Source organism: Pseudomonas sp. Choline-02u-1 (assembly GCF_002836515.1).
In the GTDB taxonomy this organism is placed as follows: Bacteria; Pseudomonadota; Gammaproteobacteria; order Pseudomonadales; family Pseudomonadaceae; genus Aquipseudomonas.
In genome coordinates this window covers 73,036-92,741 of the sequence record NZ_PJBC01000067.1, presented here as the reverse complement: position 1 = coordinate 92,741, position 19,706 = coordinate 73,036, and the positions used below count along the sequence as shown (strand labels likewise).

The following is a 19,706-nucleotide window of genomic DNA, read 5'->3' as shown; positions in this document are numbered from 1 at the left end:
TTTAATGTCGGCGAGAAGATGGAGCCATCTTTTGCTTTCGGTACCAAGAGAGACGAGGACACTACTTTTTTGATTCGATTACCTGGTCTTCTTCCTCGAACGGAGTGATCGTTTCTGCAAGCAATGCCTCACCAAATCCGAGAATTTCGGCGTAGCGCTTGCGAAGTAAACCCTCCCTCGCATCCAGGAAATCCCGGAAGCGCTCGATTTTGTAAAGCTCCGGCTCGGCCGGAATCGAGTGCTGATTAATGAACTCAGGGCTGCGGTCTGCCAGCCAAACGTCAAAAGCTGTATCCGATTTCTCGATGTTGTCGAGGTAAGGCAACAATTGCAGATTGCTTAACCGGTCTTTTCCGTGAAGGTAAGCGTCCACCTCCGACTCGGGAATACCTTGGCTCAGCAGCTTCGCCTTGGTCAGGCTGCCCTGAGGAAAGATGTGGTCGATATGGTATTGCGAGGTCCCCCAGCGGGTATCCGGATGCAGGAGGGAAATGGCGAAAAAGCAGGTCCACTCCTGATAGGTCAGGGACAGCAGATCGTCCAGGCTACGAGGGTCGGTGAAATCAATTTGGCTCTGCCTGCGTAGACCGATGAGCAACGCTTGTTCCGGGAAATCACTGGAGGTGGCCATGCTCTCCTGAATGATCTTTCGTGACTGACTGATGGTCCCGTCGGACGACCCGCCGAATGTACTTGCCAGCAATGCCTTGACGAGCCATCGGTGCATGGCGCGGACGGCGCCTACGTGAGTGGATTCGGTGGAATTGAAACGCATGGACGTCTGGAAAAAATAATAAGCGATCGGCAATAGAGCGTTGGCGCTTGTCAGTGTCTCGCGATCAATGCCGAAGTCGTTGGTAAGGCGCACTGTCATTTCGAGGGCGGTTTTGATTCTGCCCCAGTTCTCGCGGATCAGATCCAGATTTTTCTTGGTAAAATTGGACACCTTGTACGCGTTCGGCAAATCCGACAACACCAGACAGGCCTTCATGACCCAGTCTTTGTCGAAATTGTTGTTGCGGGCCAGACCGGTGTTCAGGTAATCCACAAACCCATAAATTTCTTCCCGTGCGTTGAGATCTCCCCATGTCGTCGTAATGGTCGACAGCAACAAGTCGGACTTGCTGAGCTTGGTACCGCCTTCATTGGCACGGACAAAAATGTCCAACACTCGCTCCAGGGATCGACTGCTTTCGGTAAAAAAAGCGATGGATTCGTCCACCCAAATGGCGTGGTAGAGCTTCTTCAAGTTTCGCTCGACGATCTTGCGATCCACACGACTGATGTCTTTCTCTTCCAGCGTTTCCAGAGTTTTTTCCAGGTAAGTGTCGAATTGATCCTTGTCCGCAAACTGCATAATGCTGCTGACAGGGAACCAGTGCGCATTTTCCCGATCGGTCGGTGGCGAGGTGAAGAATGACAAGCCGAAGGACACATCAGATTCGGCCTCCTCGTCGCTGGCATCCTTCATCAAATCGAGGTATAGATTTTGTCGTACCCAGGAGTCGGGGTTTTGCCAGCGCTTCCCCTTGAGCTTGACCTTGTAACTGCCCCGCAATCCAATTAGCAGTGACGTCAGTCGTTGCTGACCGTCCAGTACCAACGTCAGGTGTTGGTCGTTGATCTTGGCCTCTTCGTTATGGAAGTCACCAAATTTGAAATCTTCGACAAACTTATAAATATCGAGTTTCTCAGCTTGAGAAGGATCTATATCCCAGAAAAGAAAAGAACTGATGGGGTAGCCTTTAAGCAAGCTGTCGAACAGGCGAACAATCTGTTCCGGTGTCCATACGTAGGGACGCTGAATAGCTGGCAGGTAGTAGTCACGATTCAAGCGGCGGATGACGGCCGCAATGGTGCTGGATTTGTAGGCCATAGTTCGTCCTTGGAGTGCACGTGAAGCGGAAGAGGCAAAGGGAGGGTGAGACTCGGGATCGACGTTAGCTCAGACACTTGAAGGCCGCAACAGAATGGGTTGTGAGAGTGCTCATTCATTTTTTCGCATTTATGCGGGCAATGTGATGTTTGGGAGTTGGGCTCGGAAGAATTGAGGAAGACAAATACGAAGGGGAGATATCTTTTATGGACAATAAACTGACATCTAAAGTCGCGGTCATTACAGGTGCGGCTCAAGGGATTGGCGCCGCAATTGCTCGAGGTTTCATAGAACACGGCTGCTTTGTTTACCTCACTGACTTAAACGACGAACTGGGGACAGCGGCTGCGAGCGCATTGGGAAAACGTGCCGCTTATCTGCATCTTGATGTGCGGTGTGAAGAAAATTGGCAGCGAGTAACCACCCAAGTCGTGGAGACACACGGCAGCCTTGATGTATTGGTAAATAACGCCGGCATTACCGGGTTTGAGCAGGGGGTTGTCCAGCATGACCCCGAGCATGCGCGTCTGGAGGACTGGCGTGCCGTGCATGAGACTAATCTCGATGGAGTGTTTCTCGGCTGTAAATACGCCATTCGCGCCATGCGCCGCACCGGGGCTGGCTCCATTATCAATATTTCCTCTCGCTCCGGGCTGGTCGGAATTCCTGGCGCGGCTGCCTATGCATCGTCCAAAGCTGCCGTTCGCAATCACACCAAAACGGTGGCGCTTTACTGCGCCGAGCAGGGATTGAAAGTTCGATGCAACTCGATCCACCCGGCCGCCATCCTTACTCCAATGTGGGAGCCAATGTTGGGCACTGATGCAGGTCGTGAAGAGCGAATGGCTGCACTTGTTCGAGACACTCCACTCAGAAGATTCGGAATGCCCGAAGAAGTCGCGGCGGTGGCCCTGTTATTAGCCTGCGATGAAGCTGCGTACATCACCGGTAGTGAGTTCAACATTGATGGCGGTCTGCTGGCGGGGTCAGCAGCGACGCCAATAGCGTCGGATGACAGCGAACGCTGAAACTGGAGATGGGAACGCGCGCTCCTGCAGCTCAGGGAGGCTGGAGCTTCTGGATAAGATGCTCACGATTTGTGCGCGATTTAGAAGGTCTGCATGCAGGTGAACTGGCGACGGCTGGAACGACTCGCTATGCCCGCAAGTCGTACCTGTTTACGAACATCTCAAGGTACGGCGCAATGGATAAGACAATCACCGTGGATCAACTGGCTACCACCGATCTGGGATCAATCAACGAGATATGGCTCGGCGGAACTCATACCCAGTTATGTCTGTGGCGCGCTGAACAAGTCTTCACCCATGAGATGCTCAGCGAGGGTACCCATGATCAGAATGTTCAACGCCTGTGCTTGCAATTAGTTAATCCTGACGATCGCGACGCGGTGGCCCGTGTTGAAGCGATCGCGCGCGAACGGCTAAAAGAAATGGGCAAGCAGGGCGAGTTTTATCCGGCCGAGGACGCGGACACTCATCAATAGTCGCGCTGCATCTGCTAAAGAATAGGGAGGCGCTAGTGCGCTGTTGCCAAAGCAGCGCCTCAAGCGTGTTCTTCAACCCTGCGCACATCACCCAACGAATCACGCTGCATCGACTGCAGATTCTTTTCGATGGTTTCGCACAGTGCTTCCATTTGAATCTGGTGTTCGCTGTGGCGAAACGGGCTTTGCAGATCGGTGCCGATGCGCTCGATGGCCAGCAGCATGAATCCTACGACGGTCGAGGCCAGCGGCGTGAACCAGCCCAGAGATTCGACCAGGCCCACCGGTACGATCAGGCAGAACAGCGAAATGAACAGTCGTGGAAAATAAACGTAAGGGTAGGGCAGCGGGGTATTGGCGATCCGCTCCATGCCGCCCTGACTGTTGGACAGGTCCACCAGCGTGGACTCAAGCCGTGCCAGGCGAATACTGTCCAGATGCCCGGCCTTGTATTCCCGAGCAAGCAACGTCGCCGAGCCGGTAAGAATATCGTTGGCAAAGTTATTGGTCGTGCCACTGCGGGCGAACTCTTCGGCGGGAATGAAAGCCCGTACCTCATCGGGACACGGTTGGCCCTGCAGATGCGCAGCGAGGCAATTCACATAGGCAACGTGACGACGCAAAAGGGTCGACTTGACCGGATTCACCTCGCTGCCGGCATCGTCCAGCAGCGTCAGCACCTGCCGGGCGAAGCTACGGGAATTGTTGATCATCGACCCCCACAGCGTCCGCGCTTCCCACCAGCGGTTGTAGGCGCTGCTGTTGCGAAAGCTGATCAACACGATCAGCGCCGAACCGAGCAAGGTCAGTGGCATCAGCGGCAGGTTCAACTTGGTGTTGAGAAACAGCATGAAGTCTACGGTGACGGCGATGTCCCAGAGCAGCAACCAGAACAAAGCCCAGCCTACGTAGCCCAGGGTCTTGATGATCAGACGGTATTTTTTGACGATGGCAGCTCTCAAACGGAAACCTCGCGGCGAGCAGTTTGCTTAAACGCTTAAGCTCGGACGATGTCTGGCACCGGCAGTTCCGTAGTGCAGCAGTCAACCGTCAGTCAATGTGCGAAGCCTGGCCATTCGAGTTGCCAATGCCGGAGAGAAAGATTCGGGTATCCCGATTAGATCGCAGATGAACCACACGGCAAGCTGACGGCGCCGTTAACGCGAATTGGCCTTCTCGCTCTGCAAGCTGTATTTTGGGGCGGGCGATTCTACGGCAATGGCTGTCTCGGTCAATGCCGTGCCGAACCTGCTGGGTTACTCACAATGAGCCGAGTGCCGCTGCCGTAGTGCCTGGGTTAGCTTTCGTATCTGTTTATATTTCGCGACCACAGCCATGACTGATCGTCAGATCATTGTTCCAGACAGCATGAAGTTGCTTTGCGAGCGTGCCGGTCATGCGCCCGCTGTAAAGGTCGGGTACCGAGTCGGCAATTTTCAGAACTCCGTGCCAGTGCGCCTCATCACTGATTTTGAACTTTGCTTTGCGCGCCATTTCCATTGTTTGAGGTGACAAGCATCCAGCTCCGCGCACCGCAGCTGACTATCACACCTGAACCAAGGAATGAACGTGACTGCTCCCACTCATAAACCTTCTCTGCGCCGGGCCATTACTTTCCCGATGCTGTTTCTGTTTATTCTCGGCGATGTACTCGGCGCGGGTGTTTATGCACTCGCCGGCACGATCGCAGGAGAAGTGGGTGGCGCAATCTGGGTGCCGTTGCTGATTGCACTGTTCTTCGCCATGTTGACGGCGGGTTCCTACGCAGAGCTGGTGACCAAGTACCCCCACGCTGGCGCGGCTTCGGTTTTCGCTGAAAAGGCATTCAAGTCACCGCTTGTTTCATTCCTTGTCGGTTTTTGCATGCTGGCGGCTGCGGTCACCAGCGCAGCGGGTTTGTCGCTGGCTTTTGCCGGCGATTACCTCAACGCCTTCGTCGACGTATCACCGCAGATTGCAGCCCTGGTGTTTCTTCTGGCTATTGGCCTGCTCAACGCGCGGGGGATCAAGGAGTCGCTCGGGGCGAATCTGGTGATGACCGTGATTGAGCTGTCCGGGTTGATTCTGGTGATCGTCGCGGCTGTCTGGTATTTGCGCACGGGGGAGGCGGATCTTGGCCGAACGCTCACGTTCAAACCTGGCGTGAGTCCCATGCTGGCGGTGCTGGGGGCGGCATTGTTGGCGTTTTATTCCTTCGTCGGTTTCGAAACTTCGGCCAACCTGGCCGAGGAAATCAAGGACGTGCGCAAGGTCTACCCGCGCGCCTTGTTCGCCGCTTTGCTTACCGCTGGTGTGGTTTACATGGCGGTGGGTGTGGCGGCTTCTTCGGTTTTGCCTACCGAGAAGTTGGTGGCCACGTCGGCGCCTTTGCTCGAAGTTGTCCGCGCATCGACCCTCGCAATCCCGCCGGCGCTGTTCTCCTTTATTGCGCTGATCGCTGTGGCCAACGGTGCGCTGTTAACCATGATCATGGCCAGTCGATTGACGTATGGCATGGCCAATCTGGGGCTGTTGCCGGGCGTTTTGGGTGCGGTGCTGCCTGAGCGAAAAACCCCGTGGGCGGCCATTGTCGCAACCACCCTTGTGGCCATTGCCCTGACGCTCACGGGTACTTTGGCAACGCTGGCAGAGACGGTGGTTTTGTTGTTGCTGTTCGTGTTTCTGAGTACCAACGTGGCGGTACTTGTCCTTCGGCGCGACAGGGTCGAGGAGGATCACTTTCGTGTGCCGACCTTTGTCCCGGTGCTTGCGATCGTGTCGTGTCTGGTGTTGCTCAGTCAGCAGGGTTGGGAGACCTGGTTGCGGGCGGGGGCGTTGATCATTGTCGGGATGTTGCTGCACGGCTGTTCTCGCATCAATTTTTCCGCGATCAGTAAGGCCGGGTAGTGCGGCGGTCTGATGGATTGGTGTCGTTTGTGCGAGCGTCTCCGCGAGCAGGCTCGCTCCCACAGTGGTGGGCGGGCTGGCAACATTCATGAACCAACACTCATTGTCAGTCTGCGGGCGTGTGAGTAAGCTGCCGACATGAATCAGACCTCCGCTTCCCCATCATTTCCCGGCCCGCGTGGTCCCGTCGATCACGACATTCGCGATCAGATTGTCGCGGCCGCCAACGAGCACTTCAGCCAGTACGGCTACGCCAAAACCACGGTGTCCGATCTGGCCAAGGCCATTGGTTTCTCCAAGGCGTACATTTACAAATTCTTCGATTCCAAGCAGGCGATTGGCGAAGCCATCTGCGCGAACTGTTTGGGGCAGATCGTTGCGGCGGTCGAGATAGCGATCAACGAAGCGGGCCTGACGCCCACCGAGCGCTTTCGCCGGCTGGTAAAAACCGTGATCGCCACCGGGGTGAACCTGTTCTTCAACGACCGCAAGCTTTACGACATCGCAGCCTTTGCAGCGGGTGAGAATTGGCCGAGTGCGCAGCGTTACGATGCGCAGATCAAACGCTTTATCACCGACATTGTGCGTGAAGGGCGCGAGGCCGGTGAGTTCGAGCGCCGCACGCCGTTGGACGAGACTGTCGAATCGATCCACTTGGCCCTGCGGCCCTTCGTCAATCCGCTGCTGTTGCAACACAACCTCGATTTTGTCGAAGTGGCGCCCGCGCTGACTTCCAACCTCATCTTGCGCAGCTTGATGCCTTGACCCTCTGCTGATCCGAATACTCGGATCAGTCGCCCCACACCCGTTCCCGTCTTGATGCGTCGGCTTCGAGAAAACCTTCAAATGGCCAGAGCGTGACTATTGACCGATATGGTCACTCGGATAACATGGCCGCTGCTGTGCAGATATTCCATTTCCGAGACAACCCTAGAGTTCACACAATGAAAAAAACAATGCTCAAGCGCCCGGTTGGGCTGGCTGTCGTTCTTGCGTCCTCCAACATCATGGCGGGCGGTTTCGCACTCAATGAACAAAGCGTCAGCGGCATGGGATCGGGTTTTGCCGGTCGCTCTTCTTCGGCGGAAGACGCCAGTACCGTTTTCGGCAATCCGGCGGGCATGGCGCGGCTCAAGCGCGAGCAGGCGAGCGTGGGGCAGGCCACGCTGTTCGCGAAGTCCGATATCAGCCAGACCCGCAGCACGTTTGGCGGCCAGGAAGACGGCGACATGGTGCCGACCACCACGGTGCCGATGGGTTATTACGTCAAGCCGATCGATGAGCACTGGGCGTTCGGCGTCGGATTCTACGTGCCGTTTGGTCTGATCACCGACTATGGCAGTGGCTTCGCGGGCCGCTATTACGCCAATAAAAGCGAAGTCACCACGTTGACGTTCCAGCCGACCATCAGCTATGCCTTCAACGACAAGGTGTCCATCGGCTTTGGCCCGACCATCAATCGCATCAGCGGCGAGCTGTCGGGGATGGTGGCCAATCCGCTGAGCCCCGGGCGCAATGACGGCAAAGTCAAAAGCACCGGCGACGATACCGCGCTGGGCTTTAACGCAGGCGTCATGGTGCAGGCGACCGGGCAGACCCGCTTGGGCCTGACCTATCATTCCAAGGTCAGTTACCACCTCGATGCGAAAACCAAACTTACCGATGGCATCTTCAACGTGCTCGGCGTCAGTGGCCGCAGCTATGACGCATCGCTGGACGTCGACACCCCCGAGTCTGTGGACTTCTCGGTGACTCATCAGCTCAATCACGACTGGACGCTGTATGCCGGCAGCACCTGGACGCGCTGGAGTCGCTTCAAAGCGCTGACGATCGAAAACAGTGGATTGCCGCCGCTGCTCAGCGGCCAGTTGGGGACGATCAGCGAAGAGCAGAACTGGCACGACACCTGGGCCCACGCCATCGGCGCGGCGTACCGGTTGAACAATCAATGGGTGCTGCGTACCGGGTTCTCGGTTGATCAGTCTCCGGCGAACAACACCAATCGGGGGCCGCGTATCCCAACGGGCGATCGCAAGGTCTTCAGCCTCGGCGCCGGTTGGACGCCAGCGGAGAATGTCACCGTTGATGTCGCCTACTCTTATCTTTGGGAAGAGAGCGTTGAGATCAACGACAGCTCGACAGGCAAAGGTTCGTACAGCGCCAAATACAAAAACAGCGCCAGCGGCCTCGGTACTTCTGTCAGCTATCGCTTCTGATTCAGCGCAAAAAAACGAGCCTTTAGTGACTGTTGACGTTATCGGTCACAAGACTGAGAATATGATGATCATCCTATTTTCAGTAAAGGAATTCCATGCGCCGGCTCCGACCTTTCCCCCTCGCGGTATGTTTGTTGCCCTTGGCCCTGACGGCGTGCGGGGATTCTTCCAACGCAAAAGATCCGCGCACCTTGGCGCCCATTGTCAGATCGGCGCCGGTGCAACCGGCAGAAAATGGATCTCGATCATTCACCGGCGTCGTAGCGGCGCGCATCCAGGGCGATCTGGGCTTTCGTGTCTCGGGCAAGGTGCTCGAGCGGCTGGTCGATACCGGTCAAACGGTCAAGCGCGGCCAGCCGCTGATGCGCCTCGACCCGATCGACCTTGGCCTTCAGGCGCGAGCGCAGCAAGAGGCCGTTGCGGCCGCTCGCGCCCGCGCCAGACAGACCGCCGATGACGAAGCGCGCAATCGCAAACTCGTCGCCGCCGGCGCTATTTCGGCATCGGCCTACGATCAGTTCAAAGCCGCCGCTGACACCGCCAAGGCGCAGCTCAATGCCGCTGTGGCGCAAGCGGACGTAGCGCGCAACGCCTCGGGTTACGCGGTTTTGGTGGCGGATGCTGACGGCGTGGTGGTGGAAACCCTCGCCGAGCCCGGGCAGGTCGTCAGCCCGGGTCAACCGGTGGTTCGCTTGGCACGCGCCGGCCAGCGTGAAGCCATCGTCCATTTGCCCGAGACCTTGCGTCCCGCAGCAGGCTCCACCGCCCAGGCCAAACTGTATGGCGATACGTCGGCTGCGGTCAGCGCAAGGCTGCGATTGCTTTCCGATTCGGCCGACCGCACCACCCGCACCTTTGAGGCGCGCTATGTGCTGGAAGGCAAGCTGGCCAATGCGCCGATCGGCTCGACGGTCACCGTCGAAATTGCCCAGGGTTCTGCGCCAGAACAGGCGTTGAAAGTGCCCATCGCCGCCATTTACAACCCGGGCAAAGGCCCAGGCGTGTGGGTCATCGCCGGCACACCGGCAAAAGTGAGCTGGCGCCCGGTTGAGGTCCTGGGCCTTAGCGATGACTCGGCTCGGGTTGCCGGCGCGCTCCACATCGGTGAGCCGATTGTGGCGCTGGGTGCGCATCTGCTGCGCGATGGCGAAGAAGTGCGCTTGTCAGCGCGCGACGATGGTCAGGTTGCCGGGAGCCGTCCATGAGCGAGGGCCGGTTCAACCTCTCTGCTATCGCCGTTCGCCAGCGCGCGATCACGGTGTTCCTGATTTTTCTCATCGCCGTTGCCGGCGTCCTGTCGTTCTTCAAATTGGGCCGGGCGGAAGATCCGCCGTTCACGGTCAAGCAGCTAACGGTGATGACCGCATGGCCCGGAGCGACCGCGCAGGAGATGCAGGACCAGGTCGCCGAACCCCTCGAAAAACGCTTGCAGGAACTGAAGTGGTACGACCGCTCGGAAACCTATACCCGCCCAGGGCTGGCGTTCACCGTAGTGTCGTTGCTCGACAGCACACCGCCGTCGCAAGTGCAGGAAGAGTTTTATCAGGCACGCAAAAAGCTCGACGATGAAGCGATCAGGCTGCCGGCGGGTGTTATCGGGCCGATGGTCAACGATGAGTTTTCCGATGTGACCTTCGCGCTGTTCGCCTTGAAAGCCAAGGGCGAGCCGCAGCGCTTGCTGGTGCGCGACGCGGAAACATTACGCCAGCGCCTGTTGCACGTTCCCGGGGTGAAGAAGGTCAACATCATCGGCGAGCAGGCCGAACGGATCTTCGTCTCGTTTTCCCATGATCGGTTGGCGACGCTGGGCCTGTCGCCGCAGGACATCTTCGCCGCGCTGAATAATCAGAACGTACTGACGCCCGCAGGGTCCGTCGAAACCAAAGGCCCAGAGGTGTTTCTACGCGTCGATGGTGCGCTCGACACGCTGCAGAAAATCCGTGACACGCCAGTTGTCGCGCAGGGGCGAACGCTTACGCTGTCTGACGTGGCCACGGTTGAGCGCGGTTATGAAGACCCCGCGACCTTTCTGGTGCGCAACAATGGCGAAGAAGCGCTGTTGCTTGGCGTAATCATGCGCGAGGGCTGGAACGGTCTTGATCTGGGCAAGGCGCTGGATGCCGAGACGGTCAAAATCAATGGGGAAATGCCCCTCGGCATGACCCTCTCCAAAGTCACCGATCAGGCGGTGAACATCGACTCGGCCGTGGGCGAGTTCATGGTCAAGTTCTTTGTCGCGCTGCTGGTAGTCATGCTCGTGTGCTTTCTGAGCATGGGCTGGCGTGTCGGCGTAGTGGTAGCAGCGGCGGTGCCGTTGACCCTGGCGATCGTGTTTGTGGTGATGGCGGCCACCGGCAAGAACTTTGACCGGATTACCCTGGGGTCGCTGATCCTCGCGCTCGGGCTGCTGGTAGACGATGCAATCATCGCCATTGAAATGATGGTGGTGAAAATGGAGGAGGGCTACGACCGCATCAAGGCCTCCGCTTATGCCTGGAGCCACACGGCGGCGCCGATGCTGGCCGGTACGCTGGTGACGGCGATTGGCTTTCTGCCGAACGGCTTTGCGCAGTCCACGGCGGGCGAGTACACCAGCAACATGTTCTGGATTGTCGGCATCGCGCTCATTGCTTCGTGGGTCGTCGCCGTGGCATTTACGCCTTACCTTGGGGTGAAGCTGTTGCCCGACATCAAAACAGTCGAGGGCGGGCATGCGGCGATCTACGACACGCCGCGCTACAACCACTTTAGGCGGATTCTGGCGTGGGTGATTACGCGCAAATGGCTGGTGGCGGGCATGGTGGTTGCGCTGTTTGCGGTTGCGATTCCGGGCATGGGGCTGGTGAAAAAACAGTTCTTTCCCACCTCTGACCGCCCCGAAGTGATGATCGAAGTGCAGATGCCCTACGGCACGTCCATCGAGCAGACCAGCGCCGCAGCGGCCAAGGTCGAGGCCTGGCTGCAAAAGCAGGATGAAGCGAAAATCGTCACGGCCTATATCGGCCAGGGCGCGCCGCGGTTTTTCCTGGCGATGGCGCCGGAGTTGCCGGATCCATCGTTCGCCAAAATCGTTGTGCTGACCGACAACCAGGACGCTCGTGAAACCCTCAAGTTGCGCTTGCGCGAAGCGGTGGCCGAAGGTCTCGCGCCAGAGGCTCGCGTCAGGGCAACGCAGATCGTGTTCGGGCCGTATTCGCCATTTCCGGTGGCCTACCGGGTGACGGGGCCTGATCCGGCGAAATTGCGCGACATCGCCGAGCAGGTCAGGGCGGTGATGCAGGCCAGCCCAATGATGAGAACCGTCAACACCGACTGGGGCCCGCTGACGCCGACGCTGCATTTCAACCTGGATCAGGATCGTTTGCAGGCAGTGGGGCTGACGTCCAGCGCAGTCGCCCAACAATTGCAATTTCTGCTCAGCGGCGTGCCGATCACGGCGGTGCGCGAGGATATCCGTTCCGTGCAGGTCGTTGGCCGTGCGGCGGGCAATATCCGTCTGGACCCGGCGCAGATCCAAGGCTTTACGCTGGTCGGTGCGGCGGAGCAGCGCATCCCGTTGTCGCAGATCGGCCAGGTCGAAGTGCGCATGGAAGACCCGATCCTGCGCCGCCGCGATCGCACGCCGACCATCACCGTGCGTGGCGACATCGCCGAAGGCCTGCAGCCTCCGGACGTCTCGGGCGTGATCATCCAGCAGTTGCAGCCGATCATCGCGCAATTGCCGTCCGGTTACCGGATTGAACAGGCGGGTGCAATCGAAGAGTCCGGCAAGGCCGGCAAGGCGATCCTGCCGTTGCTGCCGATCATGATCGCCATGACCTTGCTGATCATCATCGTCCAGGTGCGTTCGATCTCGGGGATGATCATGGTCTTCCTCACCTCGCCGTTAGGCTTGATCGGTGTGGTGCCGACGCTGCTGATCTTCAACCAGCCATTCGGCATCAATGCGCTGGTCGGGCTGATTGCGCTGTCAGGGATTCTGATGCGCAACACGCTGATCCTGATCGGGCAGATTCATCACAACGAGCAGGAAGGCCTCGCGCCGTTTCATGCCGTGGTCGAAGCGACAGTGCAACGGGCGCGGCCGGTATTGTTGACCGCGCTGGCGGCGATTCTGGCGTTTATTCCGCTGACCCATTCGGTGTTCTGGGGGACGCTGGCGTACACGCTGATTGGCGGCACGTTTGTCGGCACGATTATCACACTGGTATTTCTGCCGGCAATGTATGCGATCTGGTTCAGGATTCGGCCTGAGAACAAGGGGCATTCGGACACTGTAAAAACTGCCTGAGCAGATGATTCGAGGTCTCTGGGCTGGCCTCTTCGCGGGCAAGCCTGCTGCCGCATAAACCGTTTGGTTACGCAGAAAGGGCGGCCGTCTGAGACAGTGCGGCCGCTTCTCGTCTCACTCGGCCAATTCGATCAGTTCGCCACCGTCCTTTGTCAGCCGCTGCAAAAACGCCTGTGCATCCAGCAACTGATACGGAAAATACAGCCCCGGCTCGACCGGTGGCTGCCCGTCCAGCCCAAGCAGTCGCTCCAGCAGCATGGCCACGCTGAGCCCGGTTAACGCCGCCGCACCTGAGCGATGAACCAGGGCGTGCCGTGTGCGCAAGGGTTGCTCTTCGTGGTCCGTTCCCGCGAGTTCGATGAGTATCTCGGTCGACATCGGCTGGCCCTGGCGCCGGGTCGAGCTGACGCCGCTGGCGAGGTTGAACTCAACGTTCGCAGCGTCCGTGGCAGCGGCGAGGCCGGTGACGTCGATGGAGGAAAAGCCGCTGCCGTGCAGGGTCGTGCCGTCGACGGCGCGGAAACTGACCTTGGCATCGTCGCCTTCACGCCAGATGAACTCGCCGTCGCGACGAGTCAGTGCGGCGGGCAGCATTTTGTTCAGGTGTTCGAAATCGACGGCCACAGTCGGGCCACCGCCGTCCTGTTCGTCAACCAGCGCATGGATGCAGATGTCGTGCACGTGGGCGAACACCTTGGCGATGTGCAGCGTTGCCACGGTGGTCGCACCGACCATCCATTCGTAGCCGAGCACAATCGGCGACGCGTCGGGTGTGTGCATGAAACGGGCGATTTGCGGTGCGATTTCGAACACACCGGAAGAAATGCTCAAGTGTGGCACCTTGCGGTTTTGTGCAAAGCGCAGCCCGGCGAGGGCATGGTCCATGTAGAAGAGGGCGATGGCGCTGACGGGACGATCACCCAGCCCAAGGTCTTTTGCGCGAGGATCGATGACCACACCTTGGGCATTGCCGATTTGCTCGGCGGCTTGCTCTGCCTTGGCGAGGTCGCGTCCGCCGATCAGCAACGGAACGTTCGGGTGCGCCGCGCGCAATGCGCGGGCCGTCTGGTGGCCGATGGCGCCGGAACCGCCCATGAACAGAATGGGATGAAGTGGCATGAATCCTCCTCATTTTTTTCTGGATTGAAGCGTGCGTGGGTCAGATAGCCTAGCACGCACTTTGCTCATCGCCCGTTTCGTCGCTCGCCGTTCCGACGAACGCCGGCAGGCAAATCCGCTCGCTCCACTTCGCTCAGTAGCGCCAGAAAACCGGAGTGATCAGCACCAGAACAGTCAGTATTTCAAGCCGTCCCAACAGCATGCCTACTGTCAGCAGCCACTTTGCGGCGTCGGGTAGCGATGAGAAGTTGCCGGCGGGGCCGATGATCGTGCCCAGGCCGGGCCCGACATTACATACCGCAGTGGCGGCGCCGCTCAATGCGGTGGTCCAGTCCAGCCCGATCAGCGCAAGCCCCAGTGCGATCAAGGCGATGGTGATGGTAAAGAAAAAGGAGAACGTCAGGAGCGAGCGCAGAATGTCTTCGTCGATCGGGTGGCCGTTGTATTTTTTCTGAATGACGGCGCGGGGGTGGATCAGTTGCTTCAAGCTACTGACCAAGAGGGCCGCAGCGACCTGGAAACGGAAAATTTTCAGGCCGCCAGCCGTCGAACCTGAGCATCCGCCAACAAACGTCAGGTAAAAGAACAGCAGAACGGCAAAGCTGCCCCATAGCGTGTAATCGCCCACGGCAACACCCGTCGTCGTGACCACCGAGGTGACATTGACCGCGACAATCCGAAACGCATCCAGCCATGAGTGTTCGCTGTGTACGTATAGCCATGTCCCCACGGCCAGCCAGGTCGCGACCAGAAATCCAATGAAACCCCGCACCTGCTTATCCTTGATCAAGGCAAACCGGTGTCCACGCAAGGTCGCAACGTAAAGAGTAAACGGCAGGCTGCCCAGAATCATGATGACAACGGCCACCCAGTGAATCGCTGGCTGCGTCCAATGCCCGAGTGAGGCATCGGAGGTCGAGAAGCCGCCCGTGGAGATTAGCGACATGGCGTGATTGAGCGCTTCAAACGGCGTCATCCCGGCAGCCCAGAGGGCGATTGCACCGATGCCAGTCAGGCTCAGGTACAGGATGAGAATGTATTTGGCGGCGACGTGGGAGCGTGGCGTGACTTTTTCTGACCAATCCGAGGATTCGGTCTGGAACAGCCGCATGCCCCCCACGCGCAACAGGGGAAGGATGGCCACTGCCATGCCGATGAAGCCGATGCCTCCAAGCCAATGCAACATCGAACGCCAGATCAGCAAACCCGGTGAGGCCGTATCCAGTCCGGACAGGACGGTAGAGCCGGTTGTCGTGATGCCGGACATCGTTTCGAAGAAGGCGTCGGTGTAGCTGATATGGCTGATCAGCACCATGGGCAATGCCGCGAAAGTGCACACAACTACCCAGCTGCCGGTCGTCAGCAGATACATGTCTCTGGGCCGTAACTGAGCGGTCTCGGGTCGGCCCCGAACGACCAGCAGAATGCCGCAGGTGAATGTGACAAGACTGGCCCAAAGGAACGCCGACAGATCGTCACTGCGATCGAAAACGAGCAGCGTGACCATCGGAATGGCCATGCTGACCGCCAGCGTGATCAGGAAAATACCCAGGATAAAGGCGATGAGCCGCAGTGCTGCGAGTGACATGAAAGGTAGCCCGAAAAATCAACGCCGCGCAGTATCGGCCGGCTCGCGGTTATGCCCCGTAAAATTTGCGTAAAAATTACGGGGCATGTAAAGGCGCGGCGGCAGGTTGATTCACAGGTCTGGGCGCCTGGCCCCTGCTGCCACCGCCTGGTTCAGCCCACCAGATGAAGGAACTGCATGTGCCGCTCGTATTGATCGAGGATATCTCCGATCACCTCTTCGCGTGACCAGCCCATGATGTCCTTGTCTTGCCCACCTTCTCGCAAATGCACTTCGGCCCTGAAGTATTTGCGATCCTCATCCTGAGTGTCACCCATGACGAAACTCGGCATTGCGTAGGGGTGTGGGCGCACTTCATAAATGAACTGGGGGTTGTCGGCACTGCCGACGCTGAGTCGGACGCTGCTGTCTTCCAGGTCTTCGACATTGCACACGTAGCCCTGCTTTCGCCATTCCTCAGCCACCGACAGACACGCCGGTTTCGCCGTCTCGGTAATGAAGCGAAGCACATGTGAACGCCGCGGGAACATGGCCATGGTCCGCAGCCTGCGTTGCCAGCTTCCCGGGCTGCGGCTTACCCCGGGCGACATCGACTGATAACGCAGTCCGCGTTTGGTCGCGTCAAGTTTCAAGGCTTTGAGAAGACCTCGCATGCTGAAAAGCAGGGTAATGGTGAACGGCAGGGCGCTGGCGATGGTCGCGGTCTGCAAAGCCTTCAGACCATCTGCCAGGAGCAGAGCAATGGCAACCAGGCCCATGCTCGAAGCCCAGAACACGCGCTGCCATACCGGCGTGTTTGCCGATCCGCCCGAAGCCAGCATGTCGACAACCATCGCGCCGGAGTCTGCCGAGGTGACGAAGAACACCACGACCATCACGACGGCGACGAGCGAGATCACTCCTGAAAACGGGAAATGCTGAAGGAAGGCGAAGAGCGCGAGGGAGGTGTCCTTATCAATGGCTGCGCCCAGGTCGGTGATGCCTTCGGTGAGAATCATGTGAATGGCGGTATTACCGAACACGGTCATCCACAACAGCGTGAAGGCTGCGGGAACAAGCAACACACCCATGACGAATTCGCGGATGGTGCGGCCTCGGGAAATGCGTGCGATGAAGAGCCCGACAAAGGGCGACCAGGCCAGCCACCAACCCCAGTAGAACAATGTCCAACCGCCGATCCAGTCGGTGGGTTGGTAGGCATAAAGGTTCAACGTTCTGCTGACGATTTCGGTGAGATAGCCACCGGTGTTCTGCACGAAGGTTTGCAGGATGAGCACCGTAGGGCCGAGTACGATCACCATCAACAACAGCAGCACAGCCAATCCGAGATTGAGTTCCGAGAGGCGGCGCACTCCTTTGTCCAGACCGGTGACAACCGAAACAGTGGCGAGCCCGGTCGTGGCGATAATCAACAAGATCTGTACGGTGGTATTGATCGGAACGCCGAACAAGGCGTTCAGACCTGTGTTGATCTGCGCAACACCAAAGCCCAGGGACGTTGCGACACCGAGCACCGTGCCGATGATGGCGAAGATGTCGACGGCATGACCTATCGGCCCGTAGATACGATCTCCGATCAATGGATAAAGGGCTGATCTGAGCGTGAGCGGCAGCCCGTGACGGTAACTGAAATAGGCGAGGATCATCGCCACGATGGCGTAGATCGCCCAGGCATGCAGACCCCAATGGAAGAAGGTGATCTTCATTGCTTCGCGTGCAGCCTCGACGGTGTTGCCGTCGCCGACTGGCGGGTTGAGAAAATGCATGACCGGTTCGGCCACGCCAAAGAACATCAGGCCGATCCCCATACCGGCCGAGAACAGCATGGCGAACCAGGTTGTGCTGCTGTAATCGGGGCTGCTGTGGTCGGGGCCGAGTTTTATATCGCCGTATCGGCTGATACCGAGAAACACCACGGTCCCAAGGATGATCGCTACAGCGAGAATGTAGAACCAGCTGACATTGGTGATGATCCAGCTTTGAACTTCGGCAAACACCAACTGAGCGTTGGCCTGGAAAACACTGGCATAGATAACCAGCAATAGCAGGATGATCCCCGATGTATAAAAAACCGGTGGGTTGAGCGTAGGCGTGGTTTTTGGGTCGGCCTTGTCTGTCATATGAATCTCCTCAGGACGATCTCAGCGAATCGTGTTCCTCTGTACGCTTATGCAGGGCGTTGCAGATGACTCTGCACATCAGTGGTCGTTCCGTTCAGAGGTGATATCAAAATAGACGCTCGCAACGCTTTCGTTTCGGATCCTGGATCCAATGATTGACTCACTATATCGCTCGCCGACAAACGGTAGGCTCAGGCTATTGCTAGAAGTGATGGCGCAATGACATATTGCAGCACCTTTCCTCACTTCAAGATGTACCGAAAATGCGCCCCCTCAAGTCACTTGTTGCAGCGTCGATGCTGCTCAGCGGGTGCAATGGAATGCCAGTCGCTTTTGTTCAGGATCCTGTTTTAGACCAAGCCTTTGTCGTTCACTCCGGCGCGCCTTTGCCTTACCTGCTGATGGGTTCGGCTGTGCAATGGAATGAAGATTTCGCGGTGACGGTGAAGCACATTCCTTACTTGTCGGGCACGGTGTTCCAGGGCCAGGCAGACGTGCAGTTCTTCCGCCACAAGGCCAATAGCGTGCCGGCGTGGCGCGGTTACAAGCCTGGTGAGGAGCTGACGTCGGTGGGCTTCAATTCGTTGTACATGTCGGTCAAGGGCACCGGCCAGGCCTTGCCGGCCATGGTTCGCCTCGACGTCAAAGAGGGCAACGTGCTTTACGGCACCCACAATGGCGCGCTGGCCAAAGGCATGTCCGGTGGGCCGGTGTTTTCCGCCGATGGCAAGGTGGTCGGCATCAACGTGGCGTTTCTGACCCGTGACGACGTCAGCCGCCTCAAGCGTAAAGACCTGCTTGACCAGCCGCGCGTGAGCATTTTCCTGCCGTACGCGGAAATCAATCGCGAATGGTCGCGCTATCAGGCCAGCATCACCCCGGCAGCGCCACCAGCGACCAAGCTGGCCAGCCGTTGATCAGCGTTCGCGCAACGCTTCGCGGGCGCGATTGAGCGGTTTGATCAGGTAGTCGAGCACGGTTTTTTCGCCGGTACGGATGTCCACCGTGGCGATCATCCCGGGCACGATGGCGAAGCGTTTGCCGGCCTTGTTGCGCAGTTCATCCGAAGCGGTGCGGATGAATACGCGGTAATAGAAGATCTCCGGTTTGGCTTCGTCCTGAATCGTGTCCGGCGAGATTGTCACCACTTCGCCGTCGAGGCTGCCGTAGATCGAGTAGTCGTAAGCGGTGATTTTCACTTTCGCTGCCTGGCCAGGATGAATGAAGGCAATGTCGCGCGGCGAGATGCGTGTCTCGATCAGCAGTTGCTCATCCAGCGGCACGATCTGCATGACCTGGCCGTTGGGCGCAATCACGCCGCCAATGGTGCTGACTTCGATGTCCTTGACGATGCCGCGCACCGGCGAGCGCAGGGTCAGGCGTGACAGCGAGTCGGTGCGACCACGGATCACCGCTTCGAGCATCTGCGCCTCGGCGTTGGCTTTGGCCAGATCTTCGCGCGCGCGGACCATGTAATCGGAACGCGCTTCGGTGGCCTTCAATTCAAGCTCCGAGCGCTGGCGGGTCAGACGCAAGACTTCGACCCGGCTGGAGGCGCCGATCTTCGCCAGATTTTCGGTGATCGCCAGTTCGCTGCGCACCAGTTTCAGCGAACTCTGAATGCCGTCGAGGGTTTGCGCCAGACCTTTGCGCCGGGTCTGGTAGAGCTCGGTTTCGGCACGGATCAAATCGGGGAAGTCCTGCAACGAGGGATCAAACGTCAGCGGTTTTTCGCTGACTTCAGCCTGCAAGCGATTGACGCTGGCCAGCGCTGCACGGTACTTGGCCGCGCTTTCGCCGACGTTGGACTGGTTTTTCACCGGGTCCAGTTGGGCCAGAATCTGCCCGCGCTCGACCAACGCACCTTCGCTCACATTGAGCTGCTCGAGGATGCCGCCCTCCATCGACTGGATCACTTGTTCGCGAGAGCTCGGCACGACCTTGCCGGTGCCGGTCGATACCTCGACGATTTCAAACAACGCCGCCCAGGCGATGAAACAGGCGAGCATCAACGCGCACCCCCAGATCACTTTCGCGCCACCGGCGAGCGCGCGCTCATCGCGGCCGTCGAGATAGGACATCGGGTCTGGCACATCGGTCAGCATC

At 58.4% G+C, this 19,706-nt stretch carries 15 protein-coding genes; 8 read left to right on the top strand and 7 right to left on the bottom strand.

The annotated features are described in order from the left end of the window. Nucleotides 1-61: 61 nt before the first annotated feature. On the bottom strand, nt 62-1,876 hold the full coding sequence (locus tag CXF97_RS26660; protein WP_101162405.1) for a DUF262 domain-containing protein: 1,815 nt from the start codon (nt 1,874-1,876) through the stop codon (nt 62-64). Between the two features lie 206 nt (nt 1,877-2,082). On the opposite strand from CXF97_RS26660, the gene CXF97_RS26655 reads away from it, so the two are divergent. Both CXF97_RS26655 and CXF97_RS26650 read left to right on the top strand, forming a co-directional pair. Continuing rightward, the gene (locus tag CXF97_RS26655) at nt 2,083-2,904 is read left to right on the top strand and encodes a glucose 1-dehydrogenase (RefSeq protein ID WP_101162403.1); all 822 of its coding nucleotides are present in this window, start codon (nt 2,083-2,085) and stop codon (nt 2,902-2,904) included. A 176-nt stretch (nt 2,905-3,080) separates the two neighbouring features. Continuing rightward, nucleotides 3,081-3,380, top strand: a complete 300-nt coding sequence (locus CXF97_RS26650; RefSeq protein WP_101162401.1) for a hypothetical protein — start codon at nt 3,081-3,083, stop codon at nt 3,378-3,380. A 59-nt stretch (nt 3,381-3,439) separates the two neighbouring features. Here the strand turns inward: CXF97_RS26650 and CXF97_RS26645 are convergent, their stop codons facing one another. Together CXF97_RS26645 and CXF97_RS28280 are read right to left on the bottom strand one after the other, a co-directional pair. Then, a complete protein-coding gene (locus CXF97_RS26645) occupies nt 3,440-4,342 on the bottom strand; it encodes a bestrophin family protein (protein ID WP_101162399.1) in 903 nt (300 codons plus the stop codon). Nucleotides 4,343-4,694: 352 nt separating this feature from the next. Next, nucleotides 4,695-4,895, bottom strand: coding sequence for a hypothetical protein (locus CXF97_RS28280; RefSeq protein WP_178081242.1), 201 nt, complete (start codon nt 4,893-4,895; stop codon nt 4,695-4,697). A gap of 48 nt (nt 4,896-4,943) precedes the next feature. On the opposite strand from CXF97_RS28280, the gene CXF97_RS26640 reads away from it, so the two are divergent. The 5 genes from CXF97_RS26640 to CXF97_RS26620 all read left to right on the top strand — a co-directional run bounded on the left by CXF97_RS26640 (nt 4,944) and on the right by CXF97_RS26620 (nt 12,773). Continuing rightward, nucleotides 4,944-6,266, top strand: coding sequence for an APC family permease (locus tag CXF97_RS26640; protein WP_101162397.1), 1,323 nt, complete (start codon nt 4,944-4,946; stop codon nt 6,264-6,266). Between the two features lie 138 nt (nt 6,267-6,404). Continuing rightward, nucleotides 6,405-7,031 (top strand): TetR/AcrR family transcriptional regulator, encoded by a 627-nt coding sequence (locus CXF97_RS26635; protein WP_101162395.1) that lies wholly within the window; start codon nt 6,405-6,407, stop codon nt 7,029-7,031. A 179-nt stretch (nt 7,032-7,210) separates the two neighbouring features. Beyond that, nucleotides 7,211-8,482 (top strand): OmpP1/FadL family transporter, encoded by a 1,272-nt coding sequence (locus CXF97_RS26630; protein WP_101162393.1) that lies wholly within the window; start codon nt 7,211-7,213, stop codon nt 8,480-8,482. Nucleotides 8,483-8,577: 95 nt separating this feature from the next. Next, complete coding sequence (locus tag CXF97_RS26625; RefSeq protein ID WP_101162391.1) at nt 8,578-9,687, top strand: efflux RND transporter periplasmic adaptor subunit; 1,110 nt, start codon at nt 8,578-8,580, stop codon at nt 9,685-9,687. Next, nucleotides 9,684-12,773, top strand: coding sequence for an efflux RND transporter permease subunit (locus CXF97_RS26620; protein ID WP_101162389.1), 3,090 nt, complete (start codon nt 9,684-9,686; stop codon nt 12,771-12,773). Before CXF97_RS26625 ends, CXF97_RS26620 begins: the two co-directional genes overlap by 4 nt. A gap of 114 nt (nt 12,774-12,887) precedes the next feature. On the opposite strand, the gene CXF97_RS26615 is transcribed toward CXF97_RS26620, so the two are convergent. The 3 genes from CXF97_RS26615 to CXF97_RS26605 form a co-directional block, all read right to left on the bottom strand. After that, complete coding sequence (locus tag CXF97_RS26615) at nt 12,888-13,892, bottom strand: saccharopine dehydrogenase (protein WP_101162387.1); 1,005 nt, start codon at nt 13,890-13,892, stop codon at nt 12,888-12,890. A 133-nt stretch (nt 13,893-14,025) separates the two neighbouring features. After that, nucleotides 14,026-15,480, bottom strand: a complete 1,455-nt coding sequence (locus CXF97_RS26610) for a TrkH family potassium uptake protein (RefSeq protein WP_101162385.1) — start codon at nt 15,478-15,480, stop codon at nt 14,026-14,028. Nucleotides 15,481-15,632: 152 nt separating this feature from the next. Further along, nucleotides 15,633-17,600 (bottom strand): choline BCCT transporter BetT, encoded by a 1,968-nt coding sequence (locus CXF97_RS26605; protein WP_101162383.1) that lies wholly within the window; start codon nt 17,598-17,600, stop codon nt 15,633-15,635. A gap of 320 nt (nt 17,601-17,920) precedes the next feature. Here CXF97_RS26605 and CXF97_RS26600 point away from each other — a divergent pair, with 320 nt between their 5' ends. Further along, nucleotides 17,921-18,517 (top strand): trypsin-like peptidase domain-containing protein, encoded by a 597-nt coding sequence (locus CXF97_RS26600; protein WP_101162381.1) that lies wholly within the window; start codon nt 17,921-17,923, stop codon nt 18,515-18,517. Here the strand turns inward: CXF97_RS26600 and CXF97_RS26595 are convergent, their stop codons facing one another. After that, on the bottom strand, nt 18,518-19,705 hold the full coding sequence (locus tag CXF97_RS26595) for an HlyD family type I secretion periplasmic adaptor subunit (protein WP_371918403.1): 1,188 nt from the start codon (nt 19,703-19,705) through the stop codon (nt 18,518-18,520). It abuts the gene before it with no gap. Between the last annotated feature and the right edge of the window lies 1 nt (nt 19,706).

Coding starts and splice junctions, on each gene's coding strand:
- CXF97_RS26660 (WP_101162405.1), bottom strand. CDS start 1,876: ATGGCCTACAAATCCAGCACCATTGCGGCCGTCATCCGCCGCTTGAAT.
- CXF97_RS26655 (WP_101162403.1), top strand. CDS start 2,083: ATGGACAATAAACTGACATCTAAAGTCGCGGTCATTACAGGTGCGGCT.
- CXF97_RS26650 (WP_101162401.1), top strand. CDS start 3,081: ATGGATAAGACAATCACCGTGGATCAACTGGCTACCACCGATCTGGGA.
- CXF97_RS26640 (WP_101162397.1), top strand. CDS start 4,944: ATGAACGTGACTGCTCCCACTCATAAACCTTCTCTGCGCCGGGCCATT.
- CXF97_RS26635 (WP_101162395.1), top strand. CDS start 6,405: ATGAATCAGACCTCCGCTTCCCCATCATTTCCCGGCCCGCGTGGTCCC.
- CXF97_RS26630 (WP_101162393.1), top strand. CDS start 7,211: ATGAAAAAAACAATGCTCAAGCGCCCGGTTGGGCTGGCTGTCGTTCTT.
- CXF97_RS26625 (WP_101162391.1), top strand. CDS start 8,578: ATGCGCCGGCTCCGACCTTTCCCCCTCGCGGTATGTTTGTTGCCCTTG.
- CXF97_RS26620 (WP_101162389.1), top strand. CDS start 9,684: ATGAGCGAGGGCCGGTTCAACCTCTCTGCTATCGCCGTTCGCCAGCGC.
- CXF97_RS26615 (WP_101162387.1), bottom strand. CDS start 13,892: ATGCCACTTCATCCCATTCTGTTCATGGGCGGTTCCGGCGCCATCGGC.
- CXF97_RS26610 (WP_101162385.1), bottom strand. CDS start 15,480: ATGTCACTCGCAGCACTGCGGCTCATCGCCTTTATCCTGGGTATTTTC.
- CXF97_RS26605 (WP_101162383.1), bottom strand. CDS start 17,600: ATGACAGACAAGGCCGACCCAAAAACCACGCCTACGCTCAACCCACCG.
- CXF97_RS26600 (WP_101162381.1), top strand. CDS start 17,921: ATGCCAGTCGCTTTTGTTCAGGATCCTGTTTTAGACCAAGCCTTTGTC.
- CXF97_RS26595 (WP_371918403.1), bottom strand. CDS start 19,705: ATGCTGACCGATGTGCCAGACCCGATGTCCTATCTCGACGGCCGCGAT.